A 16,156-nucleotide genomic window follows, 5' to 3' on the forward strand; every position below is an offset into this window, starting at 1 on the left:
GAGACTGGCAGCACGCGGTGCTGCGCGACCTCGGCGCACTGAAAACCGGCCTGGTCCCCCCGGACCCGCGCCCGGTACCGCCCCCATCACCCCCGGCCCCCGTTGTCTCTGCCTCGGCGCCTGAAACCCCCACCGCCGACGCCTCGCCTGTAGGCCCCGGGCCAGGCCGCCACCCCACGCCGCCCATCGGCACCCGCGCTCCGACGGCCCCCTTCGCCCGCACCGCACTCCCCACGTCCGGACGCGACACCCCCTCACCCGCGCCTAACCCCACACCCCGCGCAACCAAACTCGGGGCACCACCCGAACCCGCCCCTGATTCGACCGACCAGGCACCTCTGCCAGACGCCGCCCCTCCACCCGAGACCGAGCAGACAGACGCGGCACCCAATCCCGTCGTCTCTCTCCCCAGCCGAACAACCACCCCCGCCACCCCCACGAACGCCGAGGCCGCTGGGCCCGCCCAACCAACGACCACCCCAAGCACCAAGCCCCCCGAAGACGCGATCCCCCAGGCCCCCTCAGCACCCAGCGAAGAACCGACCACCCGCGCCACTCTCGAACCTCCTGAAGAACTGACCACCAATGCCACATCGGCAACTCCAGAACCCCCAGAGGAGCCAAGCCCCGCCGCCACACCCACAACGCCCGAAAACCGCGAAGACGCCCTCGCCCCCGACGTTCCGGCACCACCCCCGACTCCAGGGTGGGCAATCCCCACACCCCGCGAGCCACCGCCCAGCGCCCCCACCAAGCCATCCACACCGCCAACACCCAACACACCACCCACCCCCCAAGCGGGGCGGCCCGCCCCCAACCCGCCACCACCCGGAAACATCGAACCCATCGCCCACGCCGCACCCACAACTTCGGAAAACCGCGGAGACATCGCCGACCCCGAACCCCCCGCATCACTCCCAACGCCAGGGTGGGCAATCCCACCATCCCCCGAGCCACCGCCCGGCGCCCCCACCAAGCCATCCAGACCGCCAACGCCCAACACACGACCCACCCCTCAACCGAGTCGGCCTGCCCCCAACCCGCCACCACCCGGGAACATCGAACCCACCGCGCGGCCGGAGAGACCGGCCGGTGTCGTCCCCGCGCAGCCAAGCCCCTCGGCACCTCCCGCGTCCGCAGGCTGGACGATCAGTCCACCGTCCGAGCCGCCGCCGAGTAACAGCCCCGCCCCGCCGCCGTCCGCGACACCGGCGCACAACGCCCCAGCACCGGCCCGGCCGCCCGCGAGCAGTGGCCTGACCAGCCGCTCCACCCCACCGCAGGGAAGCGTCCCGGCTCCTCAAGACCTCGTCCGGCGCAACCCGCACGGCGATCCGATGGCCCGCCGCCTGGGACGTGGCGTACGCCGCGCGGTGGGGGCGTCGGCCGCTGGCCGGGTCCGCGAACTGGAGCAGCTCGCGGCGCAAATCGGCGTCCCCGTCCCGTCCAGCCGCCGGATCGCGGTGACGAGCATCCGCGGCGGCGCAGGCAAGTCGACGATCACCGCGCTCATCGCGGGGATCCTCCGGCAGTACCGCCCGGATCGCGTCCTCGCGATCGACGCGGATCCCGGGCTCGGCTCCCTCGCGCTGCGCCTCGGGGTCAGCGCCCCCAGCTCGCTCCGCAACCTCGCGGCCGCTCGCCCGCTCAGCTGGGAGGAGACCGCCGCCCACCTCGGCCGCACTCCCGAAGGCCTCTTCGTCCTGCCCGCCGCCCCGAAGGGCGCCGTCGCAGACGATCTCGACCACACCGCCTTCCAGTACGGCACCGGCCGCCTCGGACGCTATTTCGCCACCACCGTCATCGACTGCGGCGGAGGCCTCGTCTCCGACCTGCAACGCGGGATCCTGCACGGCGCCCACGCCCAGGTCTTCGTCACCCCCGGCACCCCCGACGGCGCCCTCAGCGCCCGCGCCGCCCTCAACTGGATGGCGCTGAACGGTTTCGCCCCGCTCCTCCAGCGCACGGTCGTCGCCCTGGTCTCGCATACCCCGAACCCGGACGCCGACCTCGACCGCGCCGCTCACCTCCTCAGCAGCGGCACGCTCCCCGTCACCCTCCTCCCGTTCGATCGCCACCTGGCGGCCGGCATCGCCATCGCCCCCGAACGCGTCAGCATGCCCACCCACGCCGCCGCGACCAGAATCGCGGCCGACGTCTTCACCCGTTCCCTGAGCGCCCCATGAGCCGCGAACTGATAGTCCTCACCGCCCGGAAACCAGATCTCGACCTCCAAGCGCTGGCAACCCCGCCCTTCCAGGTGGCGGGAAACTACGTCTTCGACTCCGAAGACCGCCTCCTCCTGCGCGTCCAGGATCCGGTCCTGGTGTCCGTCCCCGGCGAAACAGAACGCCTGCTGGGAATCGAATCGGCCACTCCCGTCTGGTGGACGGAGATCCACGCCGCCACAGACTCGCCCGAAGCCGACCACCTGGCCCACCGCTGCGCCGAAACCCTCAACGGCACGATTTGGACGGCCCCATGACGCGAACCACCGGCGGGGCCGACGTCCTCACCACCCAGGCCATGGTCGTGCTGAACGATCGTCCCGTCGTCCCCCTCACTCCGGCCCTCTCCCAGGCCCTCTCCGAGTGCGAACACACGAACCGCACTCTCCAACTCGTCACGCCCGCCACGAGTCGGCTGACCATCCCCCTGCGCGCGTCGCGAACCCATTGGCTCGTCCACGACGACAACGGCTACTACGAAGGCCTCACCGGCCGCCCGATGCAATGGAACGGCACCGCCTTCACCCCCGTCCGGGACGCCCGCGACTACGCCCCCACGTACAGAACGCCCCCGACCACTCCCGTCGGCAGCCAACTCGTCCTGACCTTCCAGGCTCGCCACGACCTAACGGCTCCGCTGGGCGTGCACACGGAAAAACTCATGCGCCTCCTCACCGGCGAGCCCCCGAAAGGCTGGGGCCCGATCGAGCCGGTGCAGAACCCTTGGAACCTCGAACACCTCACGACTTACGCAACGGCCAGCGCGCCATCCCGGCTCATCACCATTGGCGCGAGCAGTCGCCCGGTAATGGCCACCTCGGACTTCTCGCCCCTCGTCCCCCCGGCCTCCGGCACAGCCGAGATGACGACCCTCACCATCGGCTACACCGAGGACGAAGACCCCCCGATCAGCCAACTCCCGTCCTTCATCGACCTCCTATCGGCGGACCATCCGATAACCGCTCTCCTCGCCCAGCTCACCCCTGGCCGCCCCGACCTGACCACCGAACCACGCTGGACGGGCACCTCGGCCCCCATCGGCCTGGCCTCTGCCGGCGCCTACACCGGCCCACCGGGCTTCTCCCGCAAACGCCTGGGCCCCCCGGACGCCCCCCTCACCTGGTTCCACCTGGGCGACGGCTACTCCCCCGAATACTGGCAACGCCACCAAGACCTCCTAACCCACCTCCGCCGCACCTAAATCTTCATGCCGGAGTTCCGCACAAGCTTCCTGTAGCGGGTAAGGGTGGTCACCATGGAAGAATTTCGCCGAAGCTTGACCACGGCACTCACAGCAGGCGACCGAGTGCCTGCAGACTGCAAGATAAAGCAACGCATCATCGGGGCGCCAACAATTGCGCACAGGAAATCCAGGATCAGCGCGAATCGACGAAGACAAGAATCCTTACGGCGGGATTTGAGACTCGGATCATCGATGCGCTATATCAGCCCTAGCCTGGACGACCCTCCTCAAGTCCACCTTCAGCCCGACACTATCCTTCGAATAGCTCGCAAACAGTGACGGCAATTTAATGACCTCTGGGTCGCACACCAGCACGATCCGACTGAGCAGGCCGTCAGTGCGAATCTCTATCGACACAACGTCTTCCCATTTGACCACTCTATCGCGAAAAGCATATCTCACACATATGCGATCTGCGGATATGCTCACACCGGACCTGTAGACCATGCCGAGCATGAGAAAACTGACGAGCACGACGGCCACGATCAACACGTCAACGCCGTTCGTCCAAATTACACCAAAAAGAAGACCCCATACGGCGATGTTCAGAACAACACAAAGAGCCATGGAATTGCGCCATCCGCCAGCTCTCACCAACGTGACCTCATCCATGTGCACCACCGTCCGTAACGTCTATTTCTTCATCCTCGGATGCTTGTGCTCCCAGTTGTCCCAGTCGCCGACGACCTGGATGTTGAAGGGGCTGGAGACACGTTGGCCACCGCGGTCCAGATTGCTCTTCTTCCAGAACTGGTCCAACTCCCTCCCTTTATCACCGAGATCGCCCTTGACTCGGAAATAGAGGTCGGCCAATACCCCTCCTACTCCCAGCAGTACGCCCACGCCCGCGACGATACCGACCTCCCCGCCGCTCATGGCACTAACCAACGCTGCCGCAATACCGATGACGGTCGCCACCACGTGAGCTCTGATGGAATAAATATTTCCCCTTATTGAGTTCAGTTGCGATTTCAACTCCTGGATATTTTCTGCGAACTTGTCTAGGGTCTTCTCCTCCAAATCCTTTCGCCAGGCTGCATACTCGTCCTTTGCCGCACCATCCCAGACTTCGCCCGCCTCCGGGCCGGTCATCCTACTCAGGTCCTCACTCAGTCTCGTCATCGAGCCCTGAAGTGCTTGCAGCTGAGCATCCCAGACGGCGACCGCCTTATCGATCGCGTTTACATCGCCCCAGGTAAAACCGATCAGTTCCAGTACTTTGATGTAGGTCGGTGTGTGAATCTTCTGGATTTTTCCGACCGCTTCACGACCGACTGCGGGAAAGTCTGCGGGTAGAGATTCTGTCATCTAGAACTGCCACTCCCTTCTGTTGGCGATATCATCAGAAATGATCGCGTCCGCTTTCCCGTAATTCTTGACCGTGCCCTGCAGCACCAGCGCGCAGCCTTCGAACGTGCCGCCGACCTTCCAGGCCGTCCAGGCGAAATCGTGAACGATCTTGCTGTATGCAGCGGCAATCTGCCCACCGGCCCTGGTGAAGGCGATCGACTCTACCTCAGCACCTTTCATTGCCTCCCCCGCAGCTCGCCACTTCGAAACCTCCGCCTCTACATGCACCGCATGGTTCCGCAGGGCATTGCGCTGAACCTTGTAGTGATCCGCCATCTTTTTCCCACTCCAAATCAAGACCGATTTCACAACCCCAGAACGTTTCGCACCCGGGTCAGATTCTCGCCGAGCTCAACACCTCCTACGCTCACTTTCATGTAGTCTTGCACCAGCGCGGCCTTAGCAGTATCTTGCACTCTATTAAGCGCTGCCACGATCAGCGCGCCCAAGTATTCGACGCCCAAATCGCGCACAGCGTGCTCGTTGAGTTCAAGTGCGACGACGTCCCCCTCGCCTGACATCTGAACCGTGCCGGCTTTGCGTTCCATTTTTTCCTCGAACAATTTGCGGGCATGGGAACGCTCTTTATCGCACACTCGAGTGAGATCTTCAAGTGCCTCGTCCACGACGGCACGATACTTCGCCGGCATGTCAATGTCCTTGGTGCCGGCAGCCAGGATATCCGCCATACCCTCGGTCAAGGCAGGAGACGCAAAACCCGTCCAAGCGTGCCTCCCGACTTTTTCGGGTGCGCCGCCTGCCGACCTTCTCGCCGCTTCAACCCTTCCACGAGATATAGCAACCATCAGTTTCGGCGCTATACGACTTGGGTACATGGAGAGCCGCTCGGCGATCTTTATACCGACGAATCTTCCTCTCCCGTCGAGGATCACGGTGACAGCACCATCGTCAGTCCGCCCCTCAATCCTCATGTCACTCAACTTTAGAAGACGCTCGGCGCCTATCAAAAGCTCCTTCTCGACGGGTACATCGAAGTCGGGTTCGGCAGTTTCATGGGTGGTCACGTCACCGATGTCGCGAATGGACCGATCAACCGCCGTCTGCGGAAGGCCGAAGCCGGGCTCTACAACTGCCTCCGAGGATTCACTCTCGCTTTCAACCGAGGGCTCTCGCTCATAATAGACGACATTCTCCGCCTGCCCTTTTGTCGAGAGTTCCGTTTCCTTCGTCGGTGAACGGAAGTCTGCACGACCCGACAGCACCCGAGGGTCTTCAGTCCATACGTTTATTAGGCCTTTTAGCTTATTCTCTCGTTCGACCATGATTCTCTTCCCTAACTATTAGGCGTCCATTCCGAGTCTCGCGTTCAGACCTTGCTCCAGATCAGTCTCCGAGCTTGGCTCTGGATGTACCTCGATACCTGTGACGTGCCGGATGTACTGAGCCCCAGGCACCGCTGAAGACCGATGGTGATCTGTCACGCATGCGAGGGACAACTTCTGCTTACACTAATTGGCCGGAAGCCCAGGTGCCGGCTTTTGGCCGATTCCCTGGATCAGTCAAGGCGCTCCCTCGTTTCCTCAGTGCATGACCCTTGTGCATCCTGGTAGAGAGCCTTCCGCTGGTCTTGGAGGGGTTCGGAGGGTCTCGTTGGGCGGGTGCATGTCCGCGATGCCGAGTTCCCGGGCGTCGCCCTTCCGGATCATGTTCAGGCGTTGTATGTACATGCCGAGGTGGCCTTCGGCCTTGCCTGCTGTCCTCTGACCGTGGCGCAGGCGTCCGCTGCCCTGGCAAGGCCGTCCGGGCGGATTTGCTTGAGGTTCCCCGCGTGGCGTGGTCGTATTGCGGCGGGCTCGCGTGTCTCAGCGTTCCGGGTTGGATTCCTCGGTGGAACGCCTGCCCGGTCAAGTGCGCTCTGCCTTTCTGCGTTGGTACTGGTTCTGCGGGGCACATACAGGGGCGGTCGCCCTGAGCCGTGGACGTTGTCCGCGGCCGGATCCATGCCGATGACCACCGCGGCGAGGGCTTGGCGGTTCCCCGGAGATGATGTGATGGGGGCGCGGCGGTGCCTAGGTCAAGGCCGGTCGAGGCACGTGGGGCGGTCGTCCTTCGGTGGGGTCAGCTGCCCCACATGGCGGTGTTCTGGCGTTCGGCGCCGAGGTGGATGTCGTGGGATTCGCCGATGACCTTGCTCATGCTGGAGACGGCGGTGGCCATGCGCTGGGCGGCGAGTTTCCATTCGCGGGACTTGTTCTCGTAGGCGCTGCGGGCGTCGCCGTCCCATTCGGCCAGGTGGGCGCGGACCTGGCTGTCCAGGGTGTCCAGGGTGGCCTGGTAGCTCTTGAGGGCGCTGGTGAAGTTGGCCTGGGCGTTCTGCATGCCGCCGAAGTTGACGTAGGTGTAGTCGGTGCTCATCGCCGGTCCTCCTGGTGCCGTGGTGGGGGGGTGTGGTGCGGGGTCAGCCGTTGACCAGGCCTTTGAGGGTGTTGACGCGGGCGGTCTTGTTCTGTTCGGCGGTCTCGTACTTGGCCTTGGTGTCGACGAGCTTTTCGTGGATGAGGTTCAGGTCCTTGAGGACCTTGGCGAACTCGGTCTCGAAGAGGTTGTAGACCTGGGTGAAGGCGGCGGAGGACTCGCCCTTCCAGGCGCCCTGGAGTTCGGTGTGGTGGGTGTTGAGCTGGGTCTTGATCTGGCCGATCTGGCCGTGCGCGTCCTGGACGTTGCCGGCGGCCTGCTGCATGTGCTGCCGGTTGACCGATGACCGGTTGCTCATCGTGGTTCTCCTTCACGTCGGCTTGCGTGGGCATCACGACGTGGCGCTCGGACGTATCGGCAGATGGCCCCGGACCACCGATACGACGACACACCCCGTGACAGCGAGCAAGATGAAGCGTAGAGACCGCCGATTCCCCCTGTCCATCAGGTATGTCACCTGTGGATAACTATGCTCGACGGGACATCTGGGGCTGAACAGGCGAAGCAGTCAAGTCGCCGTTCGGTTCCGTTGTTATTTGGCCGGAACCGGCCGCTGGGCGGCGGAAGATGTAAGGGTTGGACCCTCTTTGAACAGTTGCAACAGATTCGCCGGAATGGGGATGGCGTCCTTTGTGTCGTAGCCGAGTTTCGCGATGTCGTCGGCCGTGGGGATCGGGTAGCGCAGGCCCTGGTCGGTGAGGAGGGAGAACGTCTGGAGCGGCTGGCCGGGGCCTGAGAGCGTGCCGGTGAACGTTCCGCCGCCGGGGAGGACGACCTGGTCGAGGCCGGAGGAGGTCCGGCCTGACGGGGTGGGGAGGCTGCCGCCGATGGTGAAGCGGGCGTCGGTGGAGAGTTCGGCCGCCTTCCGGTAGACGGTGCACAGGGGCTGGTAGGACTCGTACGGGACGATGTGGGGCGGCGAGTCCGGCAGGGAGCGGTTGTAGAGGTTCGTCTGCGACGGCTTGGACGCGGCTTCGGCCGGTGTGATTTCGCGGGGCGGGCCCGCTGCCAGGGAGTCGAGCAGGAGACGGGCCTGTGCGGCGGAGACACTGGCGAGGCCGTCGGGGAGCTGGACGTACCACCGCTCCGGCGTACCGGCGATGGCGGCCACCCGGAAGACCTGGCCTGCGGGGGCCGGGGTGTTACGGGGACCGGGGAAGTCGTGGCCTTGCTCAGGGATGGAGGGGGCCGCGTAGTCGGGTCCTTGGGGCAGGCCGTTCAGCCAGCGTTCGTCCACTGCGACGGGCTGCTCGGCGCTGAGGCCGAGGGCGGCCTTCGGGGTGATGCGCATCCGGCTGTTGCGCCAGATGAGCCAGTTCTGGGAGCCGCCCCGGACGACCACTCCCTGAGCGTCGGTGAGCGGACGGCCTCCTATGTCGCGTCCCCCCACCAGGGAGACCGTGGAACCGCCGAGGGGGGAAGTGGTGCGGGCGCATAGCGACCATGAGGTGTGGCTCGGCTTGCCCGGTGCGGGGAGGGACTCCGGGGCTCCCTGGATGCCCGTGACGGGGTCGCGGGGGTACTTCGCCAAGGACTTGGAGGAAACCGACTTCCGCTGGATCTCGGCCGTCGGCATGGCCAGGCGGGCGGAGGCGTAGTTGAGGAACGGGACCAGCTTGCGGTCCCGCCGGCTGTAGACGTAGGTGGCGCCGGTCTCCTTCTCGATGATGAGGACGCCGGGACGTTCCAGGTTGCGGGCGCCGCCCTTGAAGATGAGGCCGGTGACACCGAAGCCGACCGCGACCAGGACGGCCACCATGACGCCGCAGAGCGTCCCGACGCCGGTGCGGCGCAGCGGGGACTCCGCAGCGCTCGGGCGGCCCTGGAGGAGCGCGAGGGCCACGCGCTGGGTCATCAGGCGGTGCGCCTGGTAGAGGTCCTTGCGGGTCTGCATCAGCCGGCCAGCCCGCGCAGCCAGGAGTACAGGTTCAGCAGGCCCATCGAGAGCGGCAGCAGGCTGACGATGAGCAGGATGTCGACGATGTCGCCGGCGCGGCCCCAGAACGGCGAGGGCTTGCGGGCGGGGAGCCTGAGGGCCATCGCCGTCATGACGGTGACCGCCAGTACGGCGGGCAGGACCACGGTCAGCAGTGTCATGGCGGGCGTGGCCGTGACGGCTTGATGCAGGGCGAGGATGGCCAGACCGGTAAGGCCGGAGAGGAGCATCCAGAGGCGTTGGGAGCGGCCGTGGAACACACGCGCGCGCAGGAGGAGCACCGCGGACAGGCACAGGCTCATCGTCACGGGCAGCCATCCGTGCGTGGTCAGCAGGGCGAGCTGTGCGGCGAGGCCGGCCAGCCCTACGGCGGCCACCAGGCCCGTGGCGAAGCGGTCGGCTTCGCGTGTGCGGCGTAGGAGCGTCGGGCCGTCGAAGGTCTGGGCGCTGCGCAACTCCTCGGCGTTCTCCGGGACGGGGGGCAGCGGGAGCCGTGCAAGGCGGAACGCCAGGGACGGGATCAGGGCCGTCACGGCGAGGCACAGCGACGCGTCGAATGCGGCCATTCCGGATGGCGACAGCCCGACGCCTTGGACGAGCGCGGCGGAGACCAGGCCGAGCAGGGCCACGAAGGCGATGCCGAGGAAGGTCGGCAGGCCGTCATGGACGGCGAAGGCGGAAACGACGGCGGCGAGGGTGACCGCCGCGAAGGCGGCTGCGAGATGGGGCGTTCCGAGGTGCAGGAGGGGCACGGGCCTGGCCGGTGCCAGGAGGCCGCCCAGGAACGCGTAGGGGAGCGCGCTGTAGCCCAGGACGGCTCCGGCGCCCGAGTCGCCTAGCGCGCGGGACAGGGCGATTCCCGCGAGCACGAGGACGGCGGCCACGCCCGCGGAGGCGGCCGCCAGCAGGCCCCACGGCGGCCCCGAGAGGGCCATGCCCACCGCCCCCAGGCCGAGGGCGGCGGCGCCGGCGAGGAGGCCGAAGCGCCGGGTGGTCTCGGGGCGCCAGCGGTCGGCGTGCTCGTTCACGCCGGTCGCGACGACGTCGGCCACGTCGTCGAAGGCGACCTCGGGGAACTGGGCCAGCTCGGGCCGGAAGTAGAGGATCTCCCCGTCGCGGACGCCGAGGGCGGACAGCGACCGGGACTCGTCGAGCGGCGCCTCGTCCAGCCGTTGCAGCACCCAGCCCGAGTGCACGAGCCCCGCGTCGGCCAAATTGTGGCCCGCGACCTGCAACAACGTCGGAAGCATGTGAGAAAGGGGAATGTCTCCGGGCAGCGAGAGGTCCAGCCTGCGGTGCGGGGCGACGACGACCACGCGGCATAGGTCGGCGCCCGTCGAGGTATTCACGCGCCCTCCGATCGTTGCGATGACCGCACATTCACTATCAGCCGGGGCCGTTCTCCGCCACCTGGAAAATGGTTTTCGATCAACGCACGGACCGCCCCGGGATCACTAGGATGACCCAAAATTGACTCCGGGTCATGGCGATGCGAAGGGACGCGGCCGTGGGAATCGTTGTGGTGCGGCGCCCGGAAAGACGGCGACCGCCGCGGCTGCCCGAGGGCGAGCTCATGCTGGAGCCGCCCCCGGAGATCCCCGAGACCATCAGCCAGGGGTTCGCGAACGCCCTGATGTACCTGCCCATGGCGGCCAGCGGCGGCGCCATGGGGCTGATGTTCATGGGCGGTGCGGGGGGCGCCGGGGGCGGCAACCCGATCATGTGGGTGGCGTCCGGTCTGTTCGTCCTGTCGATGGTCGGCATGGGCTTCGGACATATGGGACAGGGCGCGGGCGAGCGCAAGCAGCGGCTGAACGGCGCGCGCCGCGACTACTACCGCTACCTGGACCAGATGCGCGCGCGCGTGCGGAAGGCGGCGGCGCAGCAGCGCGAGGCCCTGGAGTGGAGCGGCCCTAACCCCCGCACACTGTGGTCACTGGCGCTGAGCCACCGGCTGTGGGAGCGGCGTCCCTCGGACGACGACTTCGGCCAGGTGCGGATAGGGCGGGGACGGCAGAGGCTCGCGCTGGACCTCGTCGCCCCGGAGACGAAGCCGATCGAGGATCTGGAGCCGATGTGCGCCGGCGCGCTGCGGCGCTTCATGCGCGCCCATGCGACGGTCCCCGACCTGCCCGTGGCGGTGTCGTTGCCGGCGTTCGCCCGGATAGTGGCGAGCGGGGACCCGATTGCGGTGCGGGCCATGGCACGCGCGCTGGTGGCGCAGCTGGTCACCTTCCATACGCCGGACGATGTGCGCCTCATCGTCTGCGCGTCGCCTGACCGCATGAGGCAGTGGCAGTGGGCCAAGTGGCTACCGCATTGCCTCCACCCCACGGAGCACGATGCCGCAGGGCCGGTGCGCCTTACGGGACACTCGCTGGCGGACCTGGAGCCCCTGCTCGAGGACGACCTCAAGGACCGTCCCCGCTTCTCCCCCGGCATCGACACCCAGGATCTTCCGTTCCACGTGGTGGTCGTGGACGACGGCATCGTCCCGGCCGACTCGCAGATAGGTGCGGACGGCATCAAGGGGGTGTGCGTCATCGACCTGAGCGGCTCGGTAACGCCGACGTCGGACGCGACCATGCTGCGCCTGCACGTCACCGACGACGGCATGCGGATGCTGGAACGCGACCACACCGGCAAGGACGTGTCCAGTCCGCTGGGGAAGGCCGACGGGTTCACGCCGGTACAGGCGGAAGGGCTCGCGCTGCGTCTGGCGCCGCTGCGGGCGGGCGCCGCGGACGAACCGGAACAGAACGCGCTGGCCGGCAATCTCACGCTGACGTCGCTGCTCGGTCTGCGCGGCCCCTACGACATCGACCTGCGATCCACCTGGCAGCCGAGAGCGTCGCGCAACCGGCTGCGCGTTCCGATAGGCGTGGACTCCGACGGCCGTCCGGTGGAGCTCGACATCAAGGAGTCCGCACAGGGCGGCATGGGTCCGCACGGGTTGCTGATCGGTGCGACCGGTTCGGGCAAGTCCGAGCTGCTGCGGACGCTCGTCCTCGCCTTGGCCGTCACCCACTCGTCGGAGACGCTCAACTTCGTTCTGGTCGACTTCAAGGGGGGCGCGACGTTCCTGGGGTTGGAGCGCCTGCAGCACGTGTCGGCCGTCATCACGAACCTGGAAGAGGAGCTGCCGCTCGTCGACCGCATGTACGACGCGCTGCAGGGAGAGATGATCCGGCGGCAGGAGCTGCTGCGATCGGCGGGGAACTACGCCTCGCTACGGGACTATGAGCGCGCGCGCGAGCAGGGCGCTCAGCTGGCTCCGTTGCCGACGCTGTTCGTGGTGCTGGACGAGTTCTCCGAGCTGCTGGCGGCGAAGCCGGAGTTCGCGGAGCTGTTCGTGATGATCGGCCGTCTGGGGCGTTCGCTGGGTGTGCACCTGCTTCTCGCTTCGCAGCGCTTGGAGGAGGGCAAGCTGCGCGGGCTCGATTCCCACCTGTCGTACCGGATCGGGCTTCGCACCTTCTCCGCCATGGAGTCGCGGGTGGTACTGGGCGTTCCGGACGCGTACGAACTGCCGTCCCAGCCCGGCAACGGCTACCTCAAGGTCGACGTCAGCGACATGGTCCGGTTCAAGGCGGCGTACGTGTCGGGGCCGGTCGAGGAGGAGGCGCAGACACAGGCCGCCGCGTCCGGTATCGGGACACCGCGGCAGATCCTTCCGTACAGCACGGCCTATGTCCCGCCACAAGCTCAGCAGCCCGCGCCCGATGAGCCTGCGGGCTGGCAGGAATCGGGAGAGACCCTCTTCAAGGCGGTCATCAAGCAGATGGAAGGGCGCGGCCCTGCGGCCCACCGCATCTGGCTGCCGCCACTGGACGTCCCTCCCACGGTCGACCAGTTGCTCCCTCCGTTGGCGCCTACACGCGAGCACGGCCTCACCACCGAGGGGTGGGATGGCCGCGGCCGTCTCGCCGCCGTGGTGGGGATCGTCGACAAGCCGTTCGACCAGCAACGCGTCCCGTTCTGGGTCGACCTGTCGGCGGCGGCCGGCCATGTGGGCATCGCGGGCGCGCCGCAGACGGGCAAATCGACGATCCTGCGCTCGCTCATCACGTCGCTCTCCCTCCTGCACACGCCGGAGGAAGTGCAGTTCTACTGCCTGGACTTCGGTGGCGGCACGCTCGGCGGCCTTTCGGGGCTGCCGCATGTGGGCGGTGTGAGCAACCGGCTGAACGCCGACCGCGTCCGCAGGACGGTCGCCGAGGTCTCCACGCTCCTCGAACGGCGCGAGCGCGAATTCGCCGAACGCGGTGTCGACACCATCGCGACGTACCGGCGGCTACGCGCGGCCGGTCAGATGCCGGGGGACGGGTTCGGAGACGTGTTCCTGGTAGTGGACGGGTGGATGACGCTACGGCAGGAGTACGAGCACCTCGAAGAGGTCATCACCGACATGGCCGCGCGAGGGCTCGGCTTCGGCGTCCACGTGGTGGCGACGGCGGGCAAGTGGTCGGAGTTCCGGATGGGGATCCGGGACGTGTTCGGCACGCGACTGGAGCTGCGGCTGGGCGACTCCTACGAGTCGGAGATCGACCGGCGGCTGGCGGAGAACGTCCCCGAGGGGCGTCCGGGCCGCGGCCTCACCCGTGACCGCCTGCACTTCCTGGCCGCGCTGCCGCGGCTGGACGGGCGGGGCACCGCCGACGACCTCGGGGACGGGGTGGCCAAGATGGTCGAGGCGGTCGCCGGAGCCTGGCAGGGGCCGCAGGCGCCGCCGGTGAGGCTGCTGCCCGACCTGCTGCCCTCGTCGGCCCTGCGAGAGGCTCTCGGGGCCGCTGAGACGCCAAAATGGCGGGTTCCCATCGGGATCGACGAGGACGCCCTGGCGCCCGTCCTGCTGGACTTCGCCGCCGACCCGCACTTCGTGGTCGTCGGGGACACCGAGTGCGGCAAGTCGAACCTGCTCCGGACGATCACGGAGGGCATCGTGGCGGGGCACGGCCCGGACGAGGCGAAGCTGATCTTCATCGACTACCGGCGGGCGCTCCTGGACACGGCCGACACCGTCCACCGTGTCGGCTACGCCGCCTCGACGTCCGCCGCCGCGGAACTGGTGACCGACCTGGTGGACGCCCTCAACGAGCGTCTCCCGCCGGCGGACCTCAGTCCGGAGCAGTTGCGTAAGCGGTCCTGGTGGAAGGGCTCCGACGTGTTCGTCGTCGTGGACGACTACGACCTCGTCGCCACGGCGAACAACCCGCTGTTGCCGCTGCTGGACCTTCTCCCCCAGGCGCGGGACATCGGTCTGCATCTCGTCCTGTCCCGGACCATGGGCGGGATGGGCCGCGCCCTGTACGACCCGGTCATCCAGCAGTTGAAGGATCTGGCCGCGCCGGCGCTCATCATGTCCGGCAGCAAGGAGGAGGGGCCGCTGTTCGGGGAGGTACGTCCAACGCCACTGCCGGTAGGGCGCGGAACCCTCACCGACAGGCGGAACGGTGCGCGCCTGGTGCAGACGGCCGCGCTCGACAACGCATGACGGGATGTGGCGGCGCCGCTCAATGGTGAGCGCCGATTCAATGGTGAGCGCCGATGGTGCCGCCCTCCGTGCCGGTGACGATCGGCTCCTCGGCCTCTTCCTCGCCGCCCAGGACGACCTTGCCGGGTCGCCAGCCGCGACGCCTCCCCATGGGGACGACGATCCCGCACAAGGCGGCCATGGCGGCGAGGCCCACCGCACCTGCCGCGACGCCGATCGCCATGTCCTTGGTACGGCCGTCCGTGTGCGATGGCGCCGCCAGCTTCGCCGGGTGTAGCGAGGGCTGTACACCGGCGGTTCCGGCGGCGTCCTCGCCCGGCACTATCGCGGTGACGGCCTGAGTGGGATTCACCATGCCGCGCCCCGTGCCGTCGCCGACGTTCCCATCCGCGGTGGACAGGATGCGCCGGACCACCTGGTCCTGGTGCAATGCGGGATGGCCGGCTCGTACCAGTGCGGCGACACCCGACACATAGGCGGCGGCGAAACTGGTCCCCTCCGCCTGTGGGTTGTAGCCGCCGCCGGGCCACGGGATGGTCAGGTCCTTGCCGGGCGCGCCGATGTCCACCCGGGACTGCAGGCCGGACGACTCGACGCGGTGGCCGTCCTCTCCCAGTGACGCCACGGATATGACCCCCGGATAGCTCGCCGGGTATGCGGGGCCGTCGTTCCCGTCGTCCTTGGTGGCGTTGCCCGCGGCGGCGACGATGACCGCATCGTGGGCCTGCGCGTAGTGGACGGCCTGTTGCAGCCCGCTGGACGGGGCGGCCGCTATGGAAACGTTGATGACCTGTGCGCCGGCGTCGACGGCCTTGCGGATCGCACCGGGAAGGCGTTCGCCGCCGTGCTCGTCGCGGTCGGCGTTCTGCTGCTTGACGATGACGAGCCGGGCTGCGGGCGCGACACCGGTGAGTGGAACTCCCTGGGCGTTGAGGTCGCGCCCGGCGATCAGGGCGGCGACGCCTGTGCCGTGGCCGGCACAGTCCCTTTTGCCCGTTCCGGTGAGGTCGGTGTAGTCGGCGACGCGACCGTCCAGCATCGGATGGCCGGCGTCCACACCGCTGTCAATGACGGCGACCTTCACGCCCTGCCCTTGGGTGAGGCTCCACACGCGCTGGAAGGCGAGCCGCTTCTGCGCCCACGGTTCCGTGATCGTCCCGCGGTAGCCGCGTGCCAGGTCACAGGTGACCGGTGCAGAAGTGACCGGTGGCGGCGCGGAACTGGACGGCTTAGGGGTCGGCTTGGACGAGGGCTTGGCGGACGGCTTCTGCGTCGGCTTCGACGAGGGTTTCCCCGAGGTGGAGGGCTTCGGCGTAGGCGCGGCGATGTGACGCGCGGACGCCGGTACGACAGCGGCGGACGCCGGTACGGCGGGAAAAGAGGTCGCTAAGAAGACACCGGCCGCAACGAGTCCGATCGCGCGCATCGCCTTCTCCCCCGGGGGCATGGGTGGCTCGGCGAACGACTGT

General features: G+C 67.6%; 13 protein-coding genes. 4 read left to right on the forward strand and 9 right to left on the reverse strand.

The window, feature by feature from the left end:
- The first annotated feature begins 1,337 nt into the window (after positions 1–1,337).
- The 3 genes from ACA514_RS06870 to ACA514_RS06880 are packed head-to-tail and all read left to right on the forward strand — an operon-like array spanning position 1,338 to position 3,429.
- Positions 1,338–2,186: a MinD/ParA family protein gene (locus tag ACA514_RS06870; protein WP_375040157.1), complete on the forward strand. Its 849-nt coding sequence runs from the start codon at positions 1,338–1,340 to the stop codon at positions 2,184–2,186.
- Positions 2,183–2,485, forward strand: a complete 303-nt coding sequence (locus ACA514_RS06875; RefSeq protein ID WP_375040158.1) for a hypothetical protein — start codon at positions 2,183–2,185, stop codon at positions 2,483–2,485. The genes ACA514_RS06870 and ACA514_RS06875 overlap by 4 nt, the downstream gene beginning before the upstream one ends.
- Entirely contained in the window at positions 2,482–3,429 is a 948-nt protein-coding gene (locus ACA514_RS06880; protein ID WP_375040159.1) for a DUF6177 family protein, read from the forward strand. Before ACA514_RS06875 ends, ACA514_RS06880 begins: the two co-directional genes overlap by 4 nt.
- 228 nt (positions 3,430–3,657) lie before the next feature.
- Here ACA514_RS06880 and ACA514_RS06885 read toward each other — a convergent pair whose 3' ends face one another.
- From ACA514_RS06885 to eccD, 8 genes are all read right to left on the reverse strand, one after another.
- Positions 3,658–4,083: a PH domain-containing protein gene (locus tag ACA514_RS06885; RefSeq protein WP_375040160.1), complete on the reverse strand. Its 426-nt coding sequence runs from the start codon at positions 4,081–4,083 to the stop codon at positions 3,658–3,660.
- Positions 4,084–4,104: 21 nt separating this feature from the next.
- A complete protein-coding gene (locus ACA514_RS06890) occupies positions 4,105–4,779 on the reverse strand; it encodes a hypothetical protein (protein ID WP_375040161.1) in 675 nt (224 codons plus the stop codon).
- Positions 4,780–5,097 carry a hypothetical protein gene (locus ACA514_RS06895; protein ID WP_375040162.1) on the reverse strand — a complete coding sequence of 106 codons (318 nt, stop codon included), beginning with the start codon at positions 5,095–5,097 and terminating at the stop codon, positions 4,780–4,782.
- A gap of 29 nt (positions 5,098–5,126) precedes the next feature.
- A complete protein-coding gene (locus ACA514_RS06900) occupies positions 5,127–6,104 on the reverse strand; it encodes a YbaB/EbfC family nucleoid-associated protein (RefSeq protein ID WP_375040163.1) in 978 nt (325 codons plus the stop codon).
- Between the two features lie 796 nt (positions 6,105–6,900).
- A complete protein-coding gene (locus ACA514_RS06905) occupies positions 6,901–7,197 on the reverse strand; it encodes a WXG100 family type VII secretion target (RefSeq protein WP_375040164.1) in 297 nt (98 codons plus the stop codon).
- A 43-nt stretch (positions 7,198–7,240) separates the two neighbouring features.
- Positions 7,241–7,555: a WXG100 family type VII secretion target gene (locus tag ACA514_RS06910; RefSeq protein ID WP_375040165.1), complete on the reverse strand. Its 315-nt coding sequence runs from the start codon at positions 7,553–7,555 to the stop codon at positions 7,241–7,243.
- Between the two features lie 234 nt (positions 7,556–7,789).
- Positions 7,790–9,151, reverse strand: coding sequence for a type VII secretion protein EccB (eccB, locus tag ACA514_RS06915; RefSeq protein WP_375040166.1), 1,362 nt, complete (start codon positions 9,149–9,151; stop codon positions 7,790–7,792).
- Positions 9,151–10,542 (reverse strand): type VII secretion integral membrane protein EccD, encoded by a 1,392-nt coding sequence (eccD, locus tag ACA514_RS06920; protein ID WP_375040167.1) that lies wholly within the window; start codon positions 10,540–10,542, stop codon positions 9,151–9,153. Before eccD ends, eccB begins: the two co-directional genes overlap by 1 nt.
- Positions 10,543–10,700: 158 nt before the next feature.
- On the opposite strand from eccD, the gene eccCa reads away from it, so the two are divergent.
- Positions 10,701–14,687, forward strand: a complete 3,987-nt coding sequence (gene eccCa / locus ACA514_RS06925; RefSeq protein WP_375040168.1) for a type VII secretion protein EccCa — start codon at positions 10,701–10,703, stop codon at positions 14,685–14,687.
- A 37-nt stretch (positions 14,688–14,724) separates the two neighbouring features.
- On the opposite strand, the gene ACA514_RS06930 is transcribed toward eccCa, so the two are convergent.
- A complete protein-coding gene (locus tag ACA514_RS06930; RefSeq protein ID WP_375040169.1) occupies positions 14,725–16,113 on the reverse strand; it encodes a S8 family serine peptidase in 1,389 nt (462 codons plus the stop codon).
- Positions 16,114–16,156: the final 43 nt, after the last annotated feature.

The sequence above is a fragment of the Actinomadura sp. NTSP31 genome (assembly GCF_041951385.1).
GTDB lineage: Bacteria > Actinomycetota > Actinomycetes > Streptosporangiales > Streptosporangiaceae > Spirillospora > Spirillospora napierensis.